The 21,047-nt window shown below is 63.6% G+C and carries 19 protein-coding genes and 1 pseudogene; 12 read left to right on the plus strand and 8 right to left on the minus strand.

Features of this window, described 5'->3' with window-relative positions; translation table 11 throughout:
• Positions 1-21: 21 nt before the first annotated feature.
• The 4 genes and pseudogenes from IVB42_RS42160 to IVB42_RS02050 form a co-directional block, all read right to left on the minus strand.
• Complete coding sequence (locus tag IVB42_RS42160; RefSeq protein WP_240543406.1) at positions 22-1,302, minus strand: TRAP transporter large permease subunit; 1,281 nt, start codon at positions 1,300-1,302, stop codon at positions 22-24.
• Between the two features lie 219 nt (positions 1,303-1,521).
• A pseudogene (locus IVB42_RS42165) lies at positions 1,522-2,082 on the minus strand (TRAP transporter small permease); the annotation flags it as partial.
• A 67-nt stretch (positions 2,083-2,149) separates the two neighbouring features.
• Positions 2,150-3,151, minus strand: a complete 1,002-nt coding sequence (locus IVB42_RS02045; protein ID WP_018457148.1) for a DctP family TRAP transporter solute-binding subunit — start codon at positions 3,149-3,151, stop codon at positions 2,150-2,152.
• 210 nt (positions 3,152-3,361) lie between these two features.
• A complete protein-coding gene (locus IVB42_RS02050) occupies positions 3,362-4,132 on the minus strand; it encodes a methyltransferase domain-containing protein (RefSeq protein ID WP_247469654.1) in 771 nt (256 codons plus the stop codon).
• 163 nt (positions 4,133-4,295) lie between these two features.
• On the opposite strand from IVB42_RS02050, the gene IVB42_RS02055 reads away from it, so the two are divergent.
• The gene (locus IVB42_RS02055; RefSeq protein WP_085352088.1) at positions 4,296-5,039 is read left to right on the plus strand and encodes an SDR family oxidoreductase; all 744 of its coding nucleotides are present in this window, start codon (positions 4,296-4,298) and stop codon (positions 5,037-5,039) included.
• Between the two features lie 110 nt (positions 5,040-5,149).
• On the opposite strand, the gene IVB42_RS02060 is transcribed toward IVB42_RS02055, so the two are convergent.
• Both IVB42_RS02060 and IVB42_RS02065 read right to left on the minus strand, forming a co-directional pair.
• On the minus strand, positions 5,150-5,503 hold the full coding sequence (locus tag IVB42_RS02060) for a UBP-type zinc finger domain-containing protein (RefSeq protein ID WP_081747934.1): 354 nt from the start codon (positions 5,501-5,503) through the stop codon (positions 5,150-5,152).
• A gap of 237 nt (positions 5,504-5,740) precedes the next feature.
• Positions 5,741-6,802 (minus strand): isocitrate/isopropylmalate family dehydrogenase, encoded by a 1,062-nt coding sequence (locus IVB42_RS02065; protein WP_204510560.1) that lies wholly within the window; start codon positions 6,800-6,802, stop codon positions 5,741-5,743.
• A gap of 169 nt (positions 6,803-6,971) precedes the next feature.
• Between IVB42_RS02065 and IVB42_RS02070 the strand changes: the two genes are divergently transcribed.
• Positions 6,972-8,414, plus strand: coding sequence for an MFS transporter (locus IVB42_RS02070; RefSeq protein WP_247394581.1), 1,443 nt, complete (start codon positions 6,972-6,974; stop codon positions 8,412-8,414).
• Here the strand turns inward: IVB42_RS02070 and IVB42_RS02075 are convergent.
• Entirely contained in the window at positions 8,365-9,984 is a 1,620-nt protein-coding gene (locus IVB42_RS02075; RefSeq protein WP_247394583.1) for a B12-binding domain-containing radical SAM protein, read from the minus strand. The genes IVB42_RS02070 and IVB42_RS02075 overlap by 50 nt on opposite strands.
• A gap of 257 nt (positions 9,985-10,241) precedes the next feature.
• On the opposite strand from IVB42_RS02075, the gene IVB42_RS02080 reads away from it, so the two are divergent.
• The 10 genes from IVB42_RS02080 to IVB42_RS02125 all read left to right on the plus strand — a co-directional run bounded on the left by IVB42_RS02080 (position 10,242) and on the right by IVB42_RS02125 (position 19,386).
• Positions 10,242-10,691, plus strand: coding sequence for a (2Fe-2S)-binding protein (locus tag IVB42_RS02080; protein ID WP_007594050.1), 450 nt, complete (start codon positions 10,242-10,244; stop codon positions 10,689-10,691).
• Between the two features lie 11 nt (positions 10,692-10,702).
• Positions 10,703-12,889 (plus strand): molybdopterin cofactor-binding domain-containing protein, encoded by a 2,187-nt coding sequence (locus IVB42_RS02085; RefSeq protein ID WP_085352085.1) that lies wholly within the window; start codon positions 10,703-10,705, stop codon positions 12,887-12,889.
• 54 nt (positions 12,890-12,943) lie between these two features.
• Positions 12,944-14,215 carry an NAD(P)/FAD-dependent oxidoreductase gene (locus tag IVB42_RS02090; RefSeq protein ID WP_018457155.1) on the plus strand — a complete coding sequence of 424 codons (1,272 nt, stop codon included), beginning with the start codon at positions 12,944-12,946 and terminating at the stop codon, positions 14,213-14,215.
• Positions 14,208-14,660, plus strand: coding sequence for a sulfur oxidation c-type cytochrome SoxX (gene soxX, locus IVB42_RS02095; protein WP_247394613.1), 453 nt, complete (start codon positions 14,208-14,210; stop codon positions 14,658-14,660). Before IVB42_RS02090 ends, soxX begins: the two co-directional genes overlap by 8 nt.
• A gap of 8 nt (positions 14,661-14,668) precedes the next feature.
• A complete protein-coding gene (locus IVB42_RS02100; protein ID WP_026233314.1) occupies positions 14,669-15,136 on the plus strand; it encodes a SoxY-related AACIE arm protein in 468 nt (155 codons plus the stop codon).
• Positions 15,136-15,453 carry a thiosulfate oxidation carrier complex protein SoxZ gene (gene soxZ / locus IVB42_RS02105; RefSeq protein WP_018457158.1) on the plus strand — a complete coding sequence of 106 codons (318 nt, stop codon included), beginning with the start codon at positions 15,136-15,138 and terminating at the stop codon, positions 15,451-15,453. The genes IVB42_RS02100 and soxZ overlap by 1 nt, the downstream gene beginning before the upstream one ends.
• Positions 15,450-16,229 carry a sulfur oxidation c-type cytochrome SoxA gene (gene soxA / locus IVB42_RS02110; RefSeq protein ID WP_247394616.1) on the plus strand — a complete coding sequence of 260 codons (780 nt, stop codon included), beginning with the start codon at positions 15,450-15,452 and terminating at the stop codon, positions 16,227-16,229. Before soxZ ends, soxA begins: the two co-directional genes overlap by 4 nt.
• A gap of 78 nt (positions 16,230-16,307) precedes the next feature.
• Complete coding sequence (locus IVB42_RS02115) at positions 16,308-17,630, plus strand: sugar ABC transporter substrate-binding protein (RefSeq protein ID WP_204510553.1); 1,323 nt, start codon at positions 16,308-16,310, stop codon at positions 17,628-17,630.
• Positions 17,627-18,565, plus strand: coding sequence for a sugar ABC transporter permease (locus IVB42_RS02120; RefSeq protein ID WP_027516623.1), 939 nt, complete (start codon positions 17,627-17,629; stop codon positions 18,563-18,565). The genes IVB42_RS02115 and IVB42_RS02120 overlap by 4 nt, the downstream gene beginning before the upstream one ends.
• Positions 18,562-19,386 carry a carbohydrate ABC transporter permease gene (locus tag IVB42_RS02125; protein ID WP_204510551.1) on the plus strand — a complete coding sequence of 275 codons (825 nt, stop codon included), beginning with the start codon at positions 18,562-18,564 and terminating at the stop codon, positions 19,384-19,386. The genes IVB42_RS02120 and IVB42_RS02125 overlap by 4 nt, the downstream gene beginning before the upstream one ends.
• Here the strand turns inward: IVB42_RS02125 and IVB42_RS02130 are convergent, their stop codons facing one another.
• Complete coding sequence (locus IVB42_RS02130; RefSeq protein ID WP_247394620.1) at positions 19,387-21,042, minus strand: regulator; 1,656 nt, start codon at positions 21,040-21,042, stop codon at positions 19,387-19,389.
• Between the last annotated feature and the right edge of the window lie 5 nt (positions 21,043-21,047).

The raw sequence follows: 21,047 nt of genomic DNA on the forward strand, positions 1-21,047 counted from the left end.
GAGAAGCAGCGTGTTCGCGGGCTACATGCCCAACAGCCTCGGCAGCCACAGCGACAGGCCGGGCCAATAGGTCACGACCACCAGGAATCCCAACATCGTCAGCAGCCATGGCCACACCGCGACCGTGAGCTCGGTGATACCCATCTTGGCGATGCCTGAGGCCACGTAGAGATTGAGGCCGACCGGCGGATGGCACAGCCCGACCTCCATGTTGACCGTCATCAGGATGCCGAAATGGATCGGATCGATGCCGAGCTTGATCGCAACCGGAAACAGGATCGGCGCCATGATCAGGATGATCGAGGATGGCTCCATCACGTTGCCGGCTAATAGCAGCAGGAGATTGACGACGAGGAGGAAGCCGATCCAGCCGAGGCCCTGGTCGATCATCCATTGCGCGAGCGCTTGCGGCACGTTCTCGTAAGTCATCAGGAAAGAGAACAAGACGGCGTTGGTGATGATGTAGAGCAGCATCGCTGAAAGATTTGCCGACGACAGCAGCACCCGCGGCACGTCTCGCAGCTTCAGATCCTTGTAGATGAACACTGCGACGATGAAGGCGTACACCGCGCTGACGGCGGCAGCTTCGGTCGGTGTGAACAGGCCGCTGTAGATGCCACCGATCACGATCACGATCAGCAGGATACCCCAGATCGACTTGCGGAACGCATCGAAGCGTTCGTAGAGGGTTGCTTTCGGCATCCTCGGATAGTCGTTACGCCAGGCCCGGTAGAACGTCGTGGCGCCAAGCAGCATGGCGAGCACCATTCCCGGCACGATGCCGGCGATGAACAGCTTGCCGACGGAGGTGTTGGTGGAGACGGCAAACAGCACCATTGGAATCGACGGTGGAATGAGAATTCCCAGCGAGCCGGAGGTCGTGATCACGCCCGCCCCGAACTTCTTGGGAAATCCCTGCGCGACCATCGCGGGCAGGATCACCGATCCGATCGCCACCACGGTGGCCGGCGACGAGCCGGAAATCGCGGCGAACAGCGCGCAGGCGACCACGCCCGAGAGCGCAAGGCCTCCGTACCAATGGCCGACCAGCGAAGTCGCGAACGTGATCATCCGGCGCGCCACGCCGCCATGGGTCAGGAAGTTGCCGGCAAGGATGAAGAACGGGATCGCCATGATCTCGAAGCTCTCGATGCCGGTAAACAGCTTCAGCGCCACCGATTCCGTCCGTACGTCGGTCAACGTGAACATGAAGCTGAGCACGGTCAGGCCGAGCGCGATGGAGATCGGCATGCCCGTGAGCATCAACGACAGCAGAAGGCCGAAAACCACGGCGACACGCAAGCCCTGCGGCATCGTGATCACGTGCGCCGAATGGGCGAAGCACACGGCGACGATCAGGACCGGCAACAACATCAGGACCCAGCCGAGCGGGCTGCGTTCGTCGCGGACGACCTGACTGCGCGTGACCGGGGCCGGATGGACCGGGTCTATTTCGACGCCCTCGACGCCTGCCATGTCGTGATGCGGCAGTTCGCCGGTGCGATAGAACGACCAGGCGACCTGCAGGAAGCGGAAGCACATCAGCCCGGAGCCGAGCGGGATGGTGAGATACACCAGCCACATCGGTGCTTCCAAGTCGTTGGATTGCTGGCCGGTCTGCCACATCTGGCCGACGAACGCGGCCCCGAAATAGCACACGATGGCAGTGAAAAGGGCGCCGCACATCAGGCCGAACGTGATGACGCGGCGGCGCGATCCGCCGGGAAGGACATTGACCAGGACGTCGACGCCTACATGGATGCCGGTGCGCACCCCGTAGGCCGCACCGAACTTCGCCATCCAGATGAACATGTAGATGCAGAGTTCCTGCGCCCAGGACAAGTCGAGAGCGGCAAGCCAGACGAACGCCGCTCGCGCGGGCGCGGCCAGCAAGGACAGGTTGCGCGCCTCCGCCCATTTGGCGATGTCGATCGACAGCCCGGCGCCATATCGGTGCAGCACGGCAACGAAGATGAGCAATGTCGCGGCCGCGATCATCGTCGCGATCAGCCATTCCTCGAGATGATCGAGCACACGATTCAATGCACGCAGCAACTTGGTCCCCTCAGCTTGGCTCATCATTCAAGAGCAACGGCCGGGAGTGCGATCACCCCCGACCGTTCATGGTTGTTCTTCCAGCGCGCCGGCGTCAGTTCATCTTGACGTCGAGTTCCTTGGCGAGGAGATCGAGCACCTCCTGCCCGACCCGCCCCTTTGCCCATTTGTAGGTCGGCTGCATCGCCTCCTGCCACGCCTTGCGATCGGCGTCAGTCAGATAATGCAGCGTGGTCTTGCCCGTCTTCTTGATCTCGGCCAGCGCATCCTCGTTTTCCTGACGCGCGATCGAATTGGTGTAGTCGGTCGCCTCGTTCATCGCCTTCTCGAGCTGGGCGCGGATATCGGGCGGCAGGCCGGACCAGAATTTCGAATTGACGATGACGGCATATTGCAGGTGCGCGTGATAGGACACCGTGATGTCCTTCTGCACCTCGTAGAACTTCTGAGTCAGGTAATTGGACGCGGTATTCTCGCAGCCGTCGACCACGCCCGTCTGCAAAGCCTGGTAGACTTCGGAAAACGCCATTATCTGAGGGATCGAACCCATGATACGGAGATATTGGTCGGCGACCTTCGATCCGGAGATGCGGAATTTGAGACCCTGGAAATCGGTCGGCTTTATCAGGGCACGGTTGGCGGAGAGCATGTGGAAGCCGTTGTCCCAATAAGCGAGCCCGGTGATGCCCTTGGTCTCGAGCTTATCGAACAGCCACTTGCCGATCGTGCCCTTCATCGCGTTGGAATAGGTTTGATCGTCCTTGAACAACCAGGGCAGGTCGAGCGCCTCGAACTCCTTGATACCGAGCGGTGCGAACTTCGCGGTCGAGGGGGCGAGCATGTGCACCGAGCCGAGCTGCAGCGCCTCGATCTCCTCCTTGTCCTTGTACAGCGTGGAGTTCGGGTAGATTTCGACCTTGACCTTGCCGTCGGTGTACTTCTCCGCAAGTTCCTTGAACTTCAGGGCGCCCTTGCCCTTGGGAGTATCGTTGGCGACGACGTGGCTGAATTTGATGACGATCGGGCTCTGGGCCTCGGCAACGGCGGGCCCCACGAGAACAGCTGCGGCGGCGACCGCAAGAAGCAGCTTGCGCATGAACGAACCTCCCAACAACCTCTAAAACCGGGTCTTTTTTGTTTTCCGATTTCAGTACTGACAGCAATCCGCCACCCGAACAACTAGACCTAAGCCCAATTTGCCGCAGCCAAGCAACCTTCAAGCTATCTTGGCCGCTGCTGAATGCGCAACCCGGCACCTGCTGCCGCTCCCGGAAACGAGCGCTTATGTCGCATTGCGGCAGTGCGATCAGCCGTTGCGCTGGGCGACCATGAACAGACGCCGGAACGGAAACAGCGTCTGTCCCGCGGCGTTCTTCGGATAGGCTTTCGCGACCCGCATCCCATAGGCGGCTTCGAACGCGGCCTTCTCGTCGCCCTGCAAGATGTCGAGATAGCGCGTCAGCCAGGTCCCCTTGGTCCACTCCTTCACGGGATTCTCGCCTTCCAGCACCTGCAGATATTCGGTCTCCCAGATGTCGATATTGGCCGACATCGGAGCAAGAAGACCGTGATAATAGGCCGGCGCTTCGACCGGCGGCGGCGTGACGAGATGCTCGACCTTGGACCGCCAGGGACCGTTCAGCGCGGTCTCGCCGATCAGCACATGCGAGGGCGCCAGAAAGTTGCGCGGCATCTGCACAGCGAGCATTCCGCCGGGCGTCACCTTCTCCATGATCGACGGAAACAGGGCCGCATGATTGGGCAGCCAGTGCAGCGCGGCATTGGAGTAGACGACGTCATATTGCTTCGTCGGACGCCAGTGGCCGAGATCCTCGTGTGACCATTCCACGTCCGGCGCCGCCTTGCGGCCGGCGGCGACCATCTCGGCCGAACCCTCGACACCGGTCACCGTCGCGTCCGGCCAACGCTCCTTGATCAGCTTGGTGACGTTGCCGGCGCCGGCGCCGAGATCGGCAATCGCACGCGGACCAGAATCCGGGATCCGCATCAAGATGTCGACGGCGGGCCGGAGCCGGTGGCCGGAGAATTTCAGATATTGCTGCGGATCCCAGACCATCGCTCGGCGCCTTTTCTTTTTCGTGTTCCCTTCAACGCGGCTCTTGGTTACCACTGCTCCTCCCGGTCGGGCAAATCAGGCTGACGGGGACAGGGCAGGAAAACGAACAGAAGAACGAACAGCCCAGCGACAAGCAGAAAAGCGAACAAGAGGGCGTGTCACCATGGATCTCGGGCTCAAATCGAAAACCGCCGTCGTCACCGGAGCGAGCGTCGGCATCGGCCGTGCCATCGCCAAGGGCTTGGCTGCCGAAGGCGTGCGCGTCGTCGGCGTGGCACGGCGCACCGACCTGCTCGCCGAGCTGGTAACGGAAGTCGGCTCCGGTCTGATCACGCCATTCGAGCAGGACGTGATGGCCAAGGACGCGGCCGAGAAGATTTCGGCGTTCGCGCTCAAAGAGCTCGGCCATGTCGACATCCTGATCAACAATGCCGGCGGAAGCCGCCCCCTCCCCGTCGATGCGCCTGACAGCCAATGGGACGAGGCGATCGCGCTGAATTTCACCAGCTACCGCCGCATCGCGCATGCGCTGCTGCCGCAGATGATCGAGCGCAAATGGGGCCGCATCGTCAACATCACCGGCAAGTCCGAGCCGGAAGGCCTCAACGCCGCGTTTGCCGCCAAAGCCGCCGTGCACGCCTGGGCCAAAGGCCTGTCGCGCGAGATCGGCGAGCACGGCATCACCATCAACTGCATCCCGCCCGGCCGCATCATGAGCGAACAGATCCGCCGCAACTACGCGCCTGATTATCGCGAGCGCTTCGCGGAAGAAGAGATCCCGGTCGGCTATTGGGGCGAGCCGGAAGACCTCGCCGCGCTCGCGGTGTTCCTGGCATCACCCGTGGCGCGCTACATCACGGGCACGGTGATCCCGGTGGATGGGGGGTTGCGGAGGTATCAGTTCTAGAACCGATTGGACTTCGTAGGATGGGTAGAGCGCAGCGAAACCCATCGACAGCATACGACGTGAACCTGATGGGTTTCGCAAGTGCTCTACCCATCCTACGGCCTACCGCCTTACTCATGCAGCAGCGTTTGCCAGTCCGGAGGCACCGCGCCGTCCGGTCCGGGCACCGGCTGATCCAACGGATGCGCGTGAGGACCTTGAAGCTTCGGGCCGGCGAAAGCCTCTCCCGTGCGATAGTCGTAAAACCATCGTTCGCCCGGCTCGAAGCTCGTGATGATCGGATGACCTGTCGCCGCGCTGTGTTTCGTTGCGTGCTGATTTGGTGACGCATCACAGCAGCCGATGTGACCGCATTCGACACATCTGCGAAGGTGAAACCACCACCCGCCCGCAGCCGAGCATTCCACGCACCCCGTTCCGCTTGGTTTGGCCGCGAGATTGATGCCACCCCTCTCAGACTTCATAGGTCAGCTCACTGAAATTGCCCGCAGCCACCACCGATGCATTCACGCCGCGATCTCCGCCACGATCGCATTTTGCCAGTGTTTTGCCCGACGGGTCAACGTCATGGCAGCGGCGAATGCCGCCGCTGCGCGGTTCGGAAATCCCTTATTAATCAAGGGGCCTTCTACTGTGCATGGGGTTGTTTTCGCGCTTTTTTGTTTTGAGCCCTTAAAAAAAACAAGGCCCCGCATAACCACTCACCCGGCCTGCAGGATTTCCGCAATCGCCGCCCCCGCGGCGATCGTGCCGAGCTTTCCGCCGACATCGCGCGTTGCCCTGCCCTCGCCGATCGCTTTTGCCACCGCCGCCTCGATCGCACGTGCGGCTTCCTCGTAGCGCACCGCGCCGCTATTCTCGCCGTGCCATCCGAGCAGCAGGGCCGTGGACAGGATCAGCGAGACTGGATTGGCAACATCCTGTCCGGCTATGTCAGGCGCCGAGCCATGCGCGGCCTGCGCCATGGCGAAGCTGTCGCCGACATTGAGCGAGCCGCCGAGACCGAGGCTGCCGGAGAGTTCGGCGGTGAGATCGGACAGGATGTCGCCAAACATGTTGGTGGCGACGATGACGTCGAAGCGGTCGGGGTTGCGCACCACATGCGCCATCATGGCGTCGATGAGGATGTCGTCGATCCCAAGGCCGGGATAGGCCTTCGCCGTCTCGCGGCAGATCTCGAGGAACATGCCGTCACCGAGCTTGAGCACATTGGCCTTGTGCACGATGGTGAGATGCTTGCGCCGCTTCATCGCCAGCCGGCACGCCGCGTGCGCGATGCGCTCGCAGCACAGGCGCGTGATCCGGCGCAGCGAGATCACGACGTCAGGCGTGACCAGCATCTCGCCATTGCCCTGCTCCATGTTGCGGTCGGCGTAAAACCCTTCTGTGTTCTCGCGCACCACGACGAGGTCGAAATCGCCCACCCGGCCGGACCGCCCCGCATAGGTGCGTGCGGGCCTGACATTGGCGTAGAGGTCGAGGTTCTTGCGAAAATATCGCGACGGGTTGATCTCGCCATGGGCCTCGTCCTTGAAGTCGAAGGTCGCGGTCGGCCCGAGGATCAGGCCGTCGGCGGCGCGGACGATGTCGAGCAGCTCGGGGCGCACCGTCGTGCCAAATTGTTTGAGGCTCGCATGCCCGACCGCGTGCTCCTCCAGCTGCAGATTGAGCTGGAAGCGTTCGGAGGCCGCGCGCAACACGCCTGATGTCGCGGCCGTGATCTCGGGCCCGATGCCGTCACCGGGCAAAACGACGATGTGCATGGCGGTCCCCTGACATTGCAGCAGTTCGCGCGATCATACGCCGGCGCGCAGGTTCATCGCCCAGCCTTCGCGCATACACAGCATGCAAGCATATGCCTGTGGAAGGCGGCCGCGCCGTAGTACATGCCGAGTCCCCTGGAGCCGGCCGCCGGAGCAACGCGCTAACGCAATGACAATCACGTTACCCGCCGGCGCGCGCGAGCCCGACCACACCATTTCCGACGGCCTTCCAGCCGCACAGCGGCGCTGGGCCATTGCCGCGATCTTCACCGCGCTGGCGATGGCGTCGCTCGACACCGCGATCGCCAACATCGCGCTGCCCGCCATTGCCGGCGACCTGCATGTGAGCCCGGAGCAATCGGTCTGGGTGGTCAACGTCTACCAGATCGCGCTGGTGGCGACGTTGCTGCCGTTGGGAGCACTCGGCGAGATCGTCGGGCACCAGCGCATCTATCTCGGCGGCCTGATCCTGTTCACCATCGCCTCGCTGTTCTGCGCGGTGGCCTGGTCGCTGGAGAGCCTGCTGGTTGCGCGCACGCTGCAAGGGTTAGGTGCGAGCGGCATCATGAGCGTCAACACGGCGCTGGTGCGCTTCGTCTATCCCGGCCGGATGCTCGGCCGCGGCTTCGGCCACAACGCGCTGGTGGTCGCGACCGCCTTCACCTTTGGTCCCTCGATCGCTTCCGCTATCCTCGCGCTCGGCCCGTGGCCATGGCTGTTCGCCGTCAACATCCCGTTCGGCCTCGTCGCGATCGGCATCGGATTTGCGATGCTGCCGAAGACGCCGCGCGCCGATCACGGCTTTGACTTTCTCGGCGCGGCCTTGGCGTCGGCCTGTCTCGGGCTGTTCATCACGGGCATCGGCAGTGCCGCGCACAATCTCTCACCGGTTGTCGTGGGCATCGAGCTGGTCACGGCCCTGGTGCTCGGCTTCATCCTGACGCGCCGCCATGCCGACCATCCGGCGCCGATGCTGCCGATCGACCTGTTCAGCCGGCCAATGTTCGCGCTGTCGGCCGCGACGGCCGTGTGCTCGTTCGCGGTGCAGGGCCTCGCCTTCGTCTCGCTGCCGTTCTATTTCGAAGACGTGCTGGGGCGTTCGCAGGTCGAGACCGGCTTCTTCATGACGCCATGGCCGCTGGTGGTCGGCATCATGGCGCCGATCGCCGGGCGCCTCTCCGACCGGCACGCGGTCGGATTGCTCGGCGGCATCGGGCTCGTGCTGCTCGGCCTCGGCATGGCGCTGCTGGCGATGCTGCCGGCCAATCCTGCGATTCCCGACATTATCTGGCGGATGGTGATCTGCGGCATGGGATTCGGCTTCTTCCAGGCGCCGAACATGAAAGCGGTGATGTCGAGCGCGCCGCCGCATCGCAGCGGCAGCGCCTCCGGCATCGTCGCCACCGCGCGCCTGACGGGGCAGACGACAGGGGCGGCGCTGGCCGCGCTCTGCTTCTCGCTGGCCGGTCACGACGGCGCAGTCGTGGCATTGGCACTCGGCGCCGGCTTCGCCGTACTCGGCAGCGTGATGAGCTTTTTGCGGCTGGCGGTGGAGCAGACGGTCAAGCCAGATGTCGGGCCGCCGTCACCTCGACTGTCGCGGCCGGAATGACAGTCTCCTCGTCGAGCGCAGCGAGGCGCTCATCGATGGCAGCGATGACCTTGCGCGAGAACGGCCCGAGATGCGCATAGGCAGCGATCATCTGCACGGCGATCCGCGCCGATGTTGTGTCGCGCTTGGCGCAGTTCATGAAGGTCTGCCACAGCGGCCCGCGCGCCTCGGGAAGGGCTGTGACCACCTTGTGCACCGTTTCCATCGCGCCGATCCGGGCACGGATATCGCCTTCCGCGAGCTCCTGGCGCTGGCGAGAGCGGTCGAGCAGCGTCATCAGTCGGTCGATACGCCTTGCATAGGCGGCCGGGCTGTAGATGTGCTCCAGCACGCGCTTGTAGTCCGTCAGAATGTCGCGCAATGGACGCACCGGATCGAAGTTGATCCCGGCGGTGCACTGATCCGCGCCGATGGTCGGCGCCAGGTCGTGGCCCGGATGCAACCGCCCTTCGCGCTCCAGGCGGCGCGTCAGCTGCGTGTTCGGCAAGGCATAGAGCAGGCCGACCATGCTGACCGGGATCGCCGCCTCTTCGATGAAGTCGATCATGGCATCCGCCATCGAGAGCTTCTCATTGTCGAAGCCGACGATGAAACCCGCGGTGACGAGCATGCCCGCGGCGTAGATCTTGTGGATGCTCTCGGCGATGTTGCGCCGCGTGTTCTGCTTCTTCCGCATGGCGACCAGCGTCGCCGGATCCGGACTTTCGATACCGACGAAGATGGCGAAGAAATTCGCCTGGCCCATCAGGTTCAGGAGCTCGGGATCGTCGGCCAGATTGACCGAGGCCTCAGTCGACAATTCAAAGGGATAGCCGTGAGCACGTTGCCATTCGGCCAGCTGGGGCAGGAACAGCCGCAACGACTTCTTGTTGCCGATGAAATTGTCGTCGACGAAGTCGAGATGGCCGCGGTAGCCCATGGCATAGAGCCTGTCGAGCTCGACCAGCATTTGCTCGTTCGTCTTGGTTCGCGGCACCCGGCCATAGAGCTCGATGATATCGCAGAACTCGCAGGTGAACGGGCAGCCGCGGGAATACTGCACACCGAGATAAAGGTAGTCCTCGAACTTCAGCAGATCGAAGCGCGGAACCGGCGTCTTGGTGACGTCGGCCTGGAATTTCGGCGCAATGAAGACGCCGGAGCGTGCGCCACTGTCCCAGGCCGCGACGAATTCGTGGAGAACGCTTTCGGCCTCTCCGAGCACCTGGAAGTCGGCCCTCTCATAGATATGGGGGCTCGAGGTGGGATCGGGACCGCCCACGACCACCGGCTTGCCCGCGGCACGGCAAATTTCGATCAGGCGCAGCGTGTCGGCCTGCTGCGGCATCATTCCGCCGGTGAAGACGACGTCGGCCCAGGAAAGATCCTCGTCGCTGAAGGATTCCGTGTTGCAATCGATCAGCCGGACCGTCCAGCTCTCGGGCAGCATCGCGGCAACGGTGATCAGCCCCAAAGGGGCCGCGGGCCGCTTCACACCCAACACTTTGCAGGATTCGCCAAAGCTCCAGAAGGACTCTGCCGAGAACAGCGGATAGAGCATCAGGACGTTGCAAGGCTGCGGTACGTTCATGGAACCCCTTTTTGGCTGATTCCACTGTAGCAGAGCATTCTCGACTTGCACCCTGCCAAAAGGGACAAACTGTCGCTCTCGGTTCCGGGGGCGTCGGCGCGGAAGCCAGTAGACGTCGCTCCAAGCCGTGCCGCGGGCGCCCGGGGAAGGAATCCCCGCCGGTTACCCCTCGGACTATTGATTTGAACGTTTCCAATTTGCCGGACACATTGCGCCGCTGAGTCCAGTCGGTGGATTGGGCCAATCAGGGGACTGCGATGGCAAACCTAACAATCAACGGAAAAACCTTCACGCTCGACGTCGAGCCGGATACGCCCCTGCTCTGGGCGATCCGCGAGAATGCCGGCCTCACCGGCACCAAATATGGCTGCGGCATTGCACAATGCGGCGCCTGCACCGTTCACATCGACGGCGTCGCCACCCGCTCCTGCGGGGTTTCGGTCGGCGAAGCCGCAGGCAAGAAGATCACGACCATCGAAGGGCTCGCCTCCGGCAACGCGCTGCACAAGGTGCAGGAAGCCTGGATTGCCCAGGACGTTCCGCAATGCGGCTATTGCCAGAGCGGCATGATCATGGCGGTGGCGGCGCTGCTGAGCGAGAAGCCGAAGCCGACCGACGCCGACATCGACGAGGCCATCACCAATATCTGCCGCTGCGGCACCTTCCAGCAGGTGCGCGAAGCGATCCACACGATCGCAAGCGCGTAAGGAGCCGCCACATGAACAAGCATGTCTCTCCCAGGATGAACCGCCGCGCCTTCGTCATCGGCACCGCCGCGGTCGGCGCAGGTCTCGCAATCGGCCTCGATATCCCCTTCGGCGGTCCCGCCGTGGTCCGCGCGGCCGACGGCTCCCCGGAGATCGGCGCCTGGGTCGTGGTCAGGCCCGACGACACCGTCGTCATCCGCATCGCCCGCTCCGAAATGGGCCAGGGCTCCCTCACCGGCCTTGCCCAGCTCGTCGCCGAGGAACTCGAATGCGACTGGTCGAAGGTCTCGACCGAATATCCGACACCGGGCCAGAGCGTCGCCCGCAAGCGCGTCTGGGGCGATTTCTCGACCGGCGGCAGCCGCGGCATCCGCTCTTCGCAAGACTATGTCCGCAAGGGCGGTGCCACCGCACGCGTGATGCTGATCCAGGCCGCCGCCGAGGCGTGGAAAGTGCCGGCGTCCGAATGCACGGCCGCCAACAGCGTCATTACCCACACGCCGTCCGGCAAGACCACGACCTACGGCAAGGTCGCCGAGGCCGCGGCCAAGCTGACGCCGCCGGCCGAGGTCAAGCTGAAGGACCCCAAGGACTGGAAGCTGATCGGCAAGGGCGTGAAGCGGCTGGACACCGCCGAGAAGACCACCGGCACCATGGTCTACGGCATCGATGTCAAGCTGCCGGGCATGCTGAACGCCGCGATCAAGGATTGCCCGGTGTTCGGCGGCAAGCTGAAAAGCTATGACGAAGCCAAGATCACCGGCATGAAAGGCGTCAAGAAGGTCGTCAAGGTCGGCGACACCGCGGTCGCCGTCGTTGCCGACACCTGGTGGCACGCCAAGACCGCACTGGAGGCGCTGCCGATCGTCTGGGACGAGGGCGACAACGCCAAGGTCTCGAGCGAGTCGATCGCGAAATGGCTGACCGAGGGCCTCGATAACGGGCAGCCGGCCTATGTCGGCAACAAGAACGGCGACGCGAAGGCGGCGATTGCCGGTGCCGCCAAAAAAATCGAGGCCGTCTACAGCTATCCCTACCAGAACCACGCCACCATGGAGCCAATGAACGCCACGGCGCTCTACACGGCGGACAAATGCGAGGTCTGGTGCGGCACGCAGAATGGCGAGGCAGCCTTCGCGGCCACGTTGGAAGCGTCGGGCCTGCCGGCGGAGAAGTGCGACGTGCACAAGGTGATGCCGGGCGGCGGCTTCGGCCGGCGCGGCCAGACCGACTATGTCCGCCAGGCCGTCTTGATCGCCAAGGAGATGCCGGGCACGCCGATCAAGCTGTTGTGGTCGCGCGAAGAGGACATGGCGCACGGCAGATATCACCCGATCACCCAGTGCAAGATGACCGGCGCGTTCGATGCCGACAACAATCTGGTCGCGCTGCACTACCGCCTGTCCGGGCAATCGATCCTGTTCTCGCTCCGCCCCGAAGCGCTGCAGAACGGCATGGATCCGGCCGCATTCCAGGGCGTCGCCCAGTCCGGCGAAGCCGCGTTCGGTTACTCCGTGCCGAACCTCCTGGTCGAGCATGCGATGCGCAACCCGCACGTTCCGCCGGGCTTCTGGCGCGGCGTCAACGTCAATCACAACGCGATCTACATGGAATGCTTCATGGACGAGCTGGCCCAGGCCGCAGGCCAGGACCCGCTCGAATTCCGCCGCAAGCTGATGGGCAATCACCCCAAGCATCTGGCGGTGCTCAATGCCGTAGCCGAGAAGATCGGCTGGAGCACTCCGGCGCCACAGGGCATCTATCGCGGCATCGCGCAGGTGATGGGCTATGGCAGCTATGTCGCCGGCGCTGCCGAAATCTCGGTGACCGACGGCAACAAGATCAAGGTGCATCGCATCGTCGCCTCCACCGATCCCGGCTACGTCGTCAATCCGGCCCAGGTGGAGCGGCAGATCGCGGGGTCCTTCGTCTATGGCCTCTCCGCGCTGTTCTACGGCGGCTGCACCGTCAAGGACGGCAAGATCGAGCAGACCAACTTCGACACCTACAATTCGATGCGCATCAACGAGATGCCGAAGGTGGAGTCGGTGATGGTGCCGAGCGGCGGGTTCTGGGGCGGTGTCGGCGAGCCGACCATCGGCGTCGCGGCGCCGGCGGTGCTCAATGCGTACTTCGCGGCGACGGGCAAACGCATCCGTTCGGTGCCGCTGCGCGACCAGAACATCACCTTCGCCTGAGAAACGCCGCGGCGGCCGCAATCGCCGCCGCGGCACACTTTCCGGACAAGACTCATGAATGCGCCGGTGACACGGCGGGATGCCGTCCTCGGCATCGCCGCTGCGGCCACATCATTCGCCGCCCCTACGATCCTGCGCGCGCAATCGGCGGGCCGCGTCGTCGTGGTCGGCGGCGGCTTCGGTGGTGCGGCGTGCGCCCGCGCGCTGAAGCGCGCGCAGGCAAACTTGCAAGTCATCCTGATCGAACCCAGTACCGTCTTCACTTCCTGCCCGTTCAGCAACGAGGTGATCGCGGGTCTGCGCGAGATCGACGTGCAGCAGTTTGGCTATGACAAGGTCGCCGCCGAAGGCGTCACGGTGATCAGCCAAGCCGTAACCACAATCGAGCCGCAGCTGCGCAGCGTCGTGACGGCCGATGGCGTTGCGCTGCCCTATGATCGTCTCGTCCTCTCTCCCGGCATCGACTTCCATTTCGAGGCTCTGCCCGGCTACGACGACGCCACATCAGAAAAGATGCCGCATGCCTGGAAGGCCGGTGCGCAGACGCTATTGCTGCGTGGGCAGCTGGAGGCCATGCCGGACGGCGGCACTGTCGCCATTGCCATCCCCGCCAATCCCTCGCGCTGTCCGCCGGCGCCTTACGAGCGAGCCAGCCTGATCGCGCATTACCTGAAAACGACGAAGCCGCGCTCAAAGGTCTTGATTCTCGATGCCAAGGACACTTTCTCCCAGCAGCGGCTGTTCGAGAAGGCGTGGAAGGAGCTTTACGGGGACATGATCGAACGCATCGCTCTGTCGCAAGGCGGCCGCGTGACCTCGGTCGATCCTGCGACCAGGACCATCGTCACCGAATTCGGCAATTACACCCCCGACGTCGCCAACGTCATCCCGCCGCAGCGTGCCGGACGCATCGCTGAGGTCGCGGGCGCGGCGGATGCCACCGGCTGGTGCCCGATCGATCCCGTTACCTTCGAATCGAAACTTGTCCCGAACATCCACGTCATCGGCGATGCCTGCCTCGGCGGGGGCATTCCCAAATCGGCATCCGCGGCAAGCGCACAGGGCAAGGCCTGCGCTTCCGCGATCGTGAACCTCCTTGCCGGCCGCGCACCAGAAACGCCGCGACTGACAGGCGTGTGCTACAACATTGTCGCACCCGGCTACGGCTTTTCACTCGCGGGCAATTACCAGCCCAGGGGCGACATCTTCGCCGAGGTCGAGGGCGGAGCGACCAGCCCGGCCGATGCGCCGCGCGAATTGCGCGCCCGCGAGGCGACTGAAGCCGAGCGCTGGTTTCGAGCCATCACGGCGGACACCTTTGGCTAGAACATCGGTCCATATCGCAGCGCTGATCGCCGCCAGTTGCGCCTTCGCCTGCCATGCAGGGGCCGAGGAGCTCCGGCACTACAACGTCGCCGGCGACGGCATCGCGGAATCGCTCACCGGCGCGCCCGGCGATGCCGCGCGCGGGCGCGCGCTGGTGCTCGCGCGCACGACGACCTGCATCCTGTGCCATTCCGGCCCCTTCCCGGAGACCCGGTTCCAGGGCGACCTCGCGCCTGACCTCTCGGGTGCGGGGAACCGCTGGACGGTGAGCCAGTTGCGGCTTCGACTGGTCGATGCGGCGCGCTTCAACCCGAAGACCATCATGCCGTCCTATTATCGCACCGATCACCTCGTGCGGGTCGGGCGAAACTTCGTCAGCAAACCGATCTTGTCCGCCGCCGAGATCGAGGACATCGTGGCTTTCCTTGCAACGCTTCGGGACTAGGACTGTTCATGCCGACCACGCGACGACAATTCCTGAACCTTGCTGGAAGCGTGACGGTCGCCGGGACGCTCCCGATCGTCACGCTGCGGCCGCTCGAGGCGACACCGGCGATGCTCACCGCCGCGATCCGCAACGTCGTCGGCGAAGCACCTGTACGCTCCGGCAAGGTGAAGCTCGACATTCCGCCGCTGGTCGAGAACGGCAACACGGTGCCGCTGACCGTGAGCGTCGCGAGCCCGATGACGGCGGACGACTACGTCAAGAGCATCCACGTCTTCAACGAGAAGAACCCGCAGCCGAACATCGGCAACTTCCATCTCGGCCCCTCCTCCGGCCGCGCCCAGATCTCGACCCGGATTCGGCTCGCGGATACCCAGAAGGTGGTGGCGATCGCGCGTCTTTCCGACGACACGTTCTGGCAGGTCACGACGGAAATCGTCGTGACGCTGGCCGCCTGCACCGAGGAGATGAACTGATGGCCGCGCTCATCAACGTTCCCGCGAAAGCCAGACGCGGCGAAATCGTCGAGATCCGCACGTTGACCTCGCACATCATGGAAACCGGCTTCCGCCATACGGCGGACGGCGCGCTGGTGCCGCGCGACATCATCACGAGCTTCACGTGCCGCTACAACGGTACCGAGATTTTTCGCGCCGATCTCTTCCCCGCGATCGCGGCCAATCCCTATCTGTCGTTCTTCACGGTCGCGAAGGAGAGCGGCAAGTTCGAGTTCGAATGGATCGGCGACAACGGCTATTTGTCCAGCGCATCGGCGTCGATCACGGTCGAATGAGTTTTTGGCGCGCGATATCGGCCGCGGCGTTCCTCGCCACGGCCCCTGCCCTGCTCGCCGGCGAGATTCCGCCGGACGCGCGCCGCTCCGGCTATTCGTTCATGGGGCCCGACACGCGCGCGATGCAGGATGACGACACCTCAAATCCCGGCATGCTGTTCGTGCTCGACGGCGAGGCGTTATGGACGAAGAGGACCGGCAGCGCCGACAAGGCCTGCGTGGATTGCCATGGCGATGCACGCGGCAGCATGAAAGGCGTCGCGGCGCGCTATCCGGCCTTCGACAAGGCGCTGGCGCGCCCCGTCACGCTCGACCAGCGCATCAATCTGTGCCGCAGCAATCATCAGCAGGCGAGGCCGCTCCCCTACGAGAGCCGCGATTTGCTGGCCCTGTCCGCCTTCGTCGCGCACCAATCGCGCGGCACCGCGATCACCGCGGGCGACGATCCGCAACTGAAGCCATTCGTCAAACAGGGCCGCGCCCTCTTCATGCAGCGCGAAGGCCAGCTCAATCTTGCCTGCACCAATTGCCACGACGACAATTTCAACAAGCGGCTTGCCGGCGCGCCGGTCACGCAAGGACAGCCGACCGGCTATCCGCTTTATCGCCTGGAATGGCAGACGCTGGGATCGCTGGAGCGGCGGCTACGCAGTTGCATGACGGGTGTCCGCGCCCAGGCCTATGATTTCGGCGCGCCCGAGTTGGTCGCGCTCGAACTCTATCTGATGTCGCGAGCGCATGGCTTGCCGATGGAGACGCCGGCCGTGCGGCCCTGAATTCCGCAGATTAGGACTAGGCAGAAGCAGAACGGCCGCTAGTATCCGCCCAAATTGAGTCACAGGGAGGGACCTCAAGTGGTCAACCACAAAATCTCGCGTCGTACGCTCTTGACGGGCACTGCCGCAGCTGGCGCGCTCAGCCTGACGGGATTGCCGGCGCGTGCCGAGGTGAACTGGAAGAAATACGCGGGGACCAAGCTCGAGGTGATCCTCGCCAAGGGGCCCCGCGGCGACAACCTGCAAAAATACGTGAAGGAGTTCACCGAACTCACCGGCATCCAGGTCGAAGCGGAGCAGATTCCCGAGCAGCAGCAGCGCCAAAAGGTGGTGATCGAGTTCACCTCGGGACGGCCGAGCTTCGACGTCGTCCATCTCAGCTACCATGTGCAGAAGCGGCAATTCGAGAAGGCCGGCTGGCTCGCCGACTTGACGCCCTTCATGAAGGACCCGGCGCTCACCGCGGCCGATCTCGTCGAGGGCGACTTCTCGGCAGCCGGCCTGCAATACGCCAGGAACGACAAGGGCCAGATGCTGTCGCTGCCGTGGTCGGTCGATTATTTCATCCTCTACTACAACAAGGAGCTGTTCGAGAAGAAGGGCGTCACCGTTCCCAAGACCCTCGACGAGATGGCTGCGGCGGCCGAGAAGCTCACCGATACCAAGGAAGGGATCTACGGCTTTGTCGGGCGCGGCTTACGCAACGCCAACATGGCGATGTGGAGCAACTTCTTCCTCAACTATGGCGGGGAATTCCTCGACGCCAAGGGCAACATCCTGACGGACGGTCCGGAAGCCATTGCGGCGACCAAGCTCTATCAGACGCTCCTGACGAAATCGGCACCTCCAGGCGTCGCCGGCTTCAACTGGATGGAGTCGATGGCCTCGTTCACGCAAGGCCGATCCGCGATGTGGATCGACGGCGTCGGCTGGGCGCCGCCGTTGGAAGACCCGGCCGCCTCGCGCGTCGTCGGCAAGGTCGGCTACACCGTCGTGCCCGCCGGCCCCAAGGGCCAATATTCCTCGACCTATGGCGACGGCATCGGCGTTGCCGCTGCGAGCAAGAACAAGGAAGCCGCCTATCTGCTCTGCCAATGGGTGGTCTCGAAAACCCAGGGCGCGCGGCTGCTGCAGGCCGGCGGCGGCGTGCCGTTCCGCAACTCCATCCTTGGCGATCCCGAGGTCCAGAAGGGCGTCAAGACCAAGGAATGGCTGCAATCGGTGATCGATTCCGGCAAGATCAGCAAGCTGGGCCTGCCCGTCGTTATTCCCGTCGCCGAATTCCGCGATATCGTCGGCGCCGCGGTCACTGCGACCTTGTCCGGCGCCGATCCTGCCGCCGAGCTGAAGAAGGCCAACGATCAGTACCGGCCGATCCTGGAGCGTAGCGAGAAGGCGTGAGTGCGTTGACACAATCGACTCCGGGCGCGGCACAGTCTGATGCCGCGCCGGAGAAGGAGTTGCGGCCGCCGTCCTACTGGCCGTTCGTGGTCCCGGCGCTGGTCGTCGTGATCGCGATCATCATCTTTCCGTGGGTCTTCACGATCTGGATGAGCCTGAACGAGTGGAAGGTCGGCTCCTCGACCACCTTCGTTGGCTTGTCCAATTATCTGCGGCTGACGAGCGATCCCCGCTTCATCGAGGCCGTCGGGCACACACTGGTCTACACCATACTGTCCGTGCTGCTGCCGCTCGTGCTCGGCACGTTTGCGGCCGTAGTGTTTCACCAGAAATTCCCTGGCCGCGGCTTTCTGCGCGGCGTCTTCATCATGCCGATGATGGCGACGCCGGTGGCGATCGCGCTGGTCTGGACCATGATGTTCCACCCGCAGCTCGGCGTACTGAACTATCTGCTGTCACTGGTCGGAATCCCCGCGCAGCTCTGGGTATTCCATCCCGCGACCGTCATTCCCTCGCTGGTGCTGGTCGAGACCTGGCAATGGACGCCGCTGGTCATGCTGATCGTACTCGGCGGCCTGGCAGCGATCCCGACCGAGCCTTACGAAAGTGCACAGATCGACGGCGCCAGCATCTGGCAGGTGTTCCGCTTCATCACCCTGCCGCTGATCATGCCGTTCCTGTTCATCGCCGGCATGATCCGCATGATCGATGCCGTGAAGAGCTTCGACATCATTTTCGCGATCACGCAGGGCGGTCCGGGATCGGCGTCGGAGACGATCAACATCTATCTCTACAGCGTCGCCTTCTCCTATTACGACCTCGGCTACGGCTCGGCGATCGCGGTCGTGTTCTTCCTGCTGATCGTTCTGCTCGCGGCGGTGATGCTTTATGCACGCCAACGCATGCTGTGGACCGAGATCGCGAGCGGCACATGAGTCCAAGGCAAATCATCGGCAAGATCGGCCTGTGGTTCTCGGTGTTCCTCATCGTGTCGCCGGCGATCCTGTTCTTTCTCTGGATGCTGTCGCTGTCGCTCAAATTCGAGATCGACAACGCCGCATACCCGCCGGTGTTCTTTCCCGAGCATGTCGCCTGGAAAAACTATGCCGACGTGCTCGCCTCCAACCGCTTTCTGACCTATTTCATCAACAGCCTGATCGTCACCGGCAGTGCGACGCTGCTTGCCCTGCTCGTCGGCGTTCCCGCCGGCTACGGCATCGCACGCATGGCCGCGCATAAATCCGCGATCGTGATCCTGATCGCCCGCATCACGCCGGGCCTGTCCTATCTGATCCCGCTGTTTCTCATGTTCCAGTGGCTGGGACTGCTCGGCACGCTGGTGCCGCAGATCATCATCCACCTCGTGGTCACGGTGCCGATCGTGATCTGGATTATGATCGGCTATTTCGAGACGACGCCAATGGAGCTGGAAGAAGCAGCCCTCATCGACGGCGCCACGCGCTGGCAGGTCTTCCGCCATGTCGCGCTGCCGATCGCCAAGCCTGGCATCGCGGTCGCTTTCATTCTCGCCGTGATCTTCTCCTGGAACAACTTTGTCTTTGGCATCGTGCTGGCCGGACGCGAGACACGCACCTTGCCAGTCGCGGTCTACAACATGATCTCGTTCGACCAATTGAGCTGGGGGCCGCTCGCGGCCGCCGCGCTGATCGTCACCCTTCCGGTGCTGCTGCTCACGGTGTTCGCCCAGCGACAGATCGTCGCCGGGCTCACCGCGGGTGCCGTCAAGGGCGGGTAGCTACTCCGCCGGTGCCGCGTGCATGTCCGCGTGCGGCATGTAGGACTCGCTCGCGCCGAGCCGGCTGGCCGCGAACAAACCGGCGGCCATCACGGCATAGGCGAACGCGACCGCGGGCGTGACGCCAAAGCCGCCGCCGATGCCGACGGCTTCGCCGTGCATGAAGCCGAAGTAGGTCAGGATCGCACCAACCAGCGCAAACGCCGAGGCCTTCTCGAAGTCGCGCTCGATGATGAAGACACCGATCGCACCCAGGATCAGGCCGCCGAGGATGGAGCCGCCGCCCATCACTTCGAGTCCGTGATAGAACACGCCCTGCTGAGGCAGTGCTGCGATCGCCGCAGCCTTGACCGCGTCGGCCTTGTCGGCGGCCATTCCGCCGACGGTCGCAGCCGCGTTCATGGTCGAGCCCAGCATGGTGTCGATCTGGAGCTTGGCCCAGGCGGCCAGATGCGGCGTCAGCGCCAGCACGATCGCGGGCGCGTGCTTGACCGGCGTGGTCTGGAACGCCTGCGCGCCGATCAGCATGCCGATATAGAGCAGGATGGGCGAGATCGCGACGACCGGGACCAGCGCCAGCAGCACCGAGATGATGCCGAACCAAGCCAGCACCACCACCATGATGCCGGTCGCAGCCGAGTAACCAATGCGGCCGCCCATCGCCTTCCAGCCGGGATGGCCGATATAGACGGCGTTGATGAAGGGATTGCCCATCAGGCAGCCAATCAGGCTGACGATTCCGTCGGCGGTGAGCACGCGCGTGGTCGGATATTCGTCGCCGGCGGCCTCCGCGCTCTCGACATTGTCCATGGCCTCGACGAGATCATAGATGCCGAACGGAATGGCGGTAACCAGAATGATTCCGAGGAATTCGAAACCGGAGAAGACGTAGCCTACCGCCGGGATCGGCACCGAGAAGCCGAAATTGGCAAAGGCATCACCGACGCCTTTGACGCTCAGTCCACCGAGACCGAGGCCGAACAGGTTCGAACCCCATGCGATGACCATGCCCACCGCGATCGCGACGAGACCGGCGGGAATGCCGCGCCAATATTTCACGCCACCGAACCAGCTCACCAGAATGATGGCGAAGCAGACCAGGCCGATCTGCGGCGTCATGTACATTTCGAGCGCCGGCCGCATCGAGATGAAGGTGACGGATACGCCGGCGAGCGTACCGAGCAGCGCCGCGCGCGGCGTGATTTTTCGAATGAACGGCGCGATGAAGCCGCCGATCATCAGGATGAAGCTCTGGAAGAACACCCAGACCAGGCCCGCCGACCAGCCCTTGAGCGGATCGCCGGTCTTTATCGTGATCGGCAGCATGATCACGAAGGTGACGATGAACATGTGCGGTACGCTGACGCCTGACGGTAACGCACAGACGTCGTTGCGGCCGGTCTTCTGTGCCAGACGATAGGCGAGGAACGCGTAGTAGAAGGTGGAAAGGCACATCATCAACCCGAGTGCGGGAAGGATGCGGCCGAACACCAGTGAGTCGGGCATCTTCAGCACGAAGCGCAAGAGGCCTGTGAGCACCAGCATGTTGACGAGGATGTTGGTGCCGAAGCCGAAAAACGCGTTCCAGTCGCCCGGTGTCCATAGTGCTGGCTTGAACTCGGAGGTGCCGGCCGTCCCTGTCGTGCCTGTGCTCATCGTGA

It is taken from the genome of Bradyrhizobium sp. 45, assembly GCF_023073155.1.
In the GTDB taxonomy this organism is placed as follows: Bacteria; Pseudomonadota; Alphaproteobacteria; order Rhizobiales; family Xanthobacteraceae; genus Bradyrhizobium; species Bradyrhizobium canariense_D.

Excerpts from the sequence above, each read along its gene's own strand:
- IVB42_RS02060 (WP_081747934.1), bottom strand. The coding sequence starts at position 5,503 with ATGAAGTCTGAGAGGGGTGGCATCAATCTCGCGGCCAAACCAAGCGGA.
- IVB42_RS02100 (WP_026233314.1), top strand. The coding sequence starts at position 14,669 with ATGCCGACCACGCGACGACAATTCCTGAACCTTGCTGGAAGCGTGACG.
- IVB42_RS02050 (WP_247469654.1), bottom strand. The coding sequence starts at position 4,132 with ATGGTCTGGGATCCGCAGCAATATCTGAAATTCTCCGGCCACCGGCTC.
- IVB42_RS02075 (WP_247394583.1), bottom strand. The coding sequence starts at position 9,984 with ATGAACGTACCGCAGCCTTGCAACGTCCTGATGCTCTATCCGCTGTTC.
- IVB42_RS02090 (WP_018457155.1), top strand. The coding sequence starts at position 12,944 with ATGAATGCGCCGGTGACACGGCGGGATGCCGTCCTCGGCATCGCCGCT.
- soxZ (WP_018457158.1), top strand. The coding sequence starts at position 15,136 with ATGGCCGCGCTCATCAACGTTCCCGCGAAAGCCAGACGCGGCGAAATC.
- IVB42_RS02080 (WP_007594050.1), top strand. The coding sequence starts at position 10,242 with ATGGCAAACCTAACAATCAACGGAAAAACCTTCACGCTCGACGTCGAG.
- IVB42_RS02065 (WP_204510560.1), bottom strand. The coding sequence starts at position 6,802 with ATGCACATCGTCGTTTTGCCCGGTGACGGCATCGGGCCCGAGATCACG.
- IVB42_RS02045 (WP_018457148.1), bottom strand. The coding sequence starts at position 3,151 with ATGCGCAAGCTGCTTCTTGCGGTCGCCGCCGCAGCTGTTCTCGTGGGG.
- IVB42_RS02130 (WP_247394620.1), bottom strand. The coding sequence starts at position 21,042 with ATGAGCACAGGCACGACAGGGACGGCCGGCACCTCCGAGTTCAAGCCA.
- IVB42_RS02125 (WP_204510551.1), top strand. The coding sequence starts at position 18,562 with ATGAGTCCAAGGCAAATCATCGGCAAGATCGGCCTGTGGTTCTCGGTG.
- IVB42_RS02055 (WP_085352088.1), top strand. The coding sequence starts at position 4,296 with ATGGATCTCGGGCTCAAATCGAAAACCGCCGTCGTCACCGGAGCGAGC.
- IVB42_RS02085 (WP_085352085.1), top strand. The coding sequence starts at position 10,703 with ATGAACAAGCATGTCTCTCCCAGGATGAACCGCCGCGCCTTCGTCATC.
- soxA (WP_247394616.1), top strand. The coding sequence starts at position 15,450 with ATGAGTTTTTGGCGCGCGATATCGGCCGCGGCGTTCCTCGCCACGGCC.
- IVB42_RS02070 (WP_247394581.1), top strand. The coding sequence starts at position 6,972 with ATGACAATCACGTTACCCGCCGGCGCGCGCGAGCCCGACCACACCATT.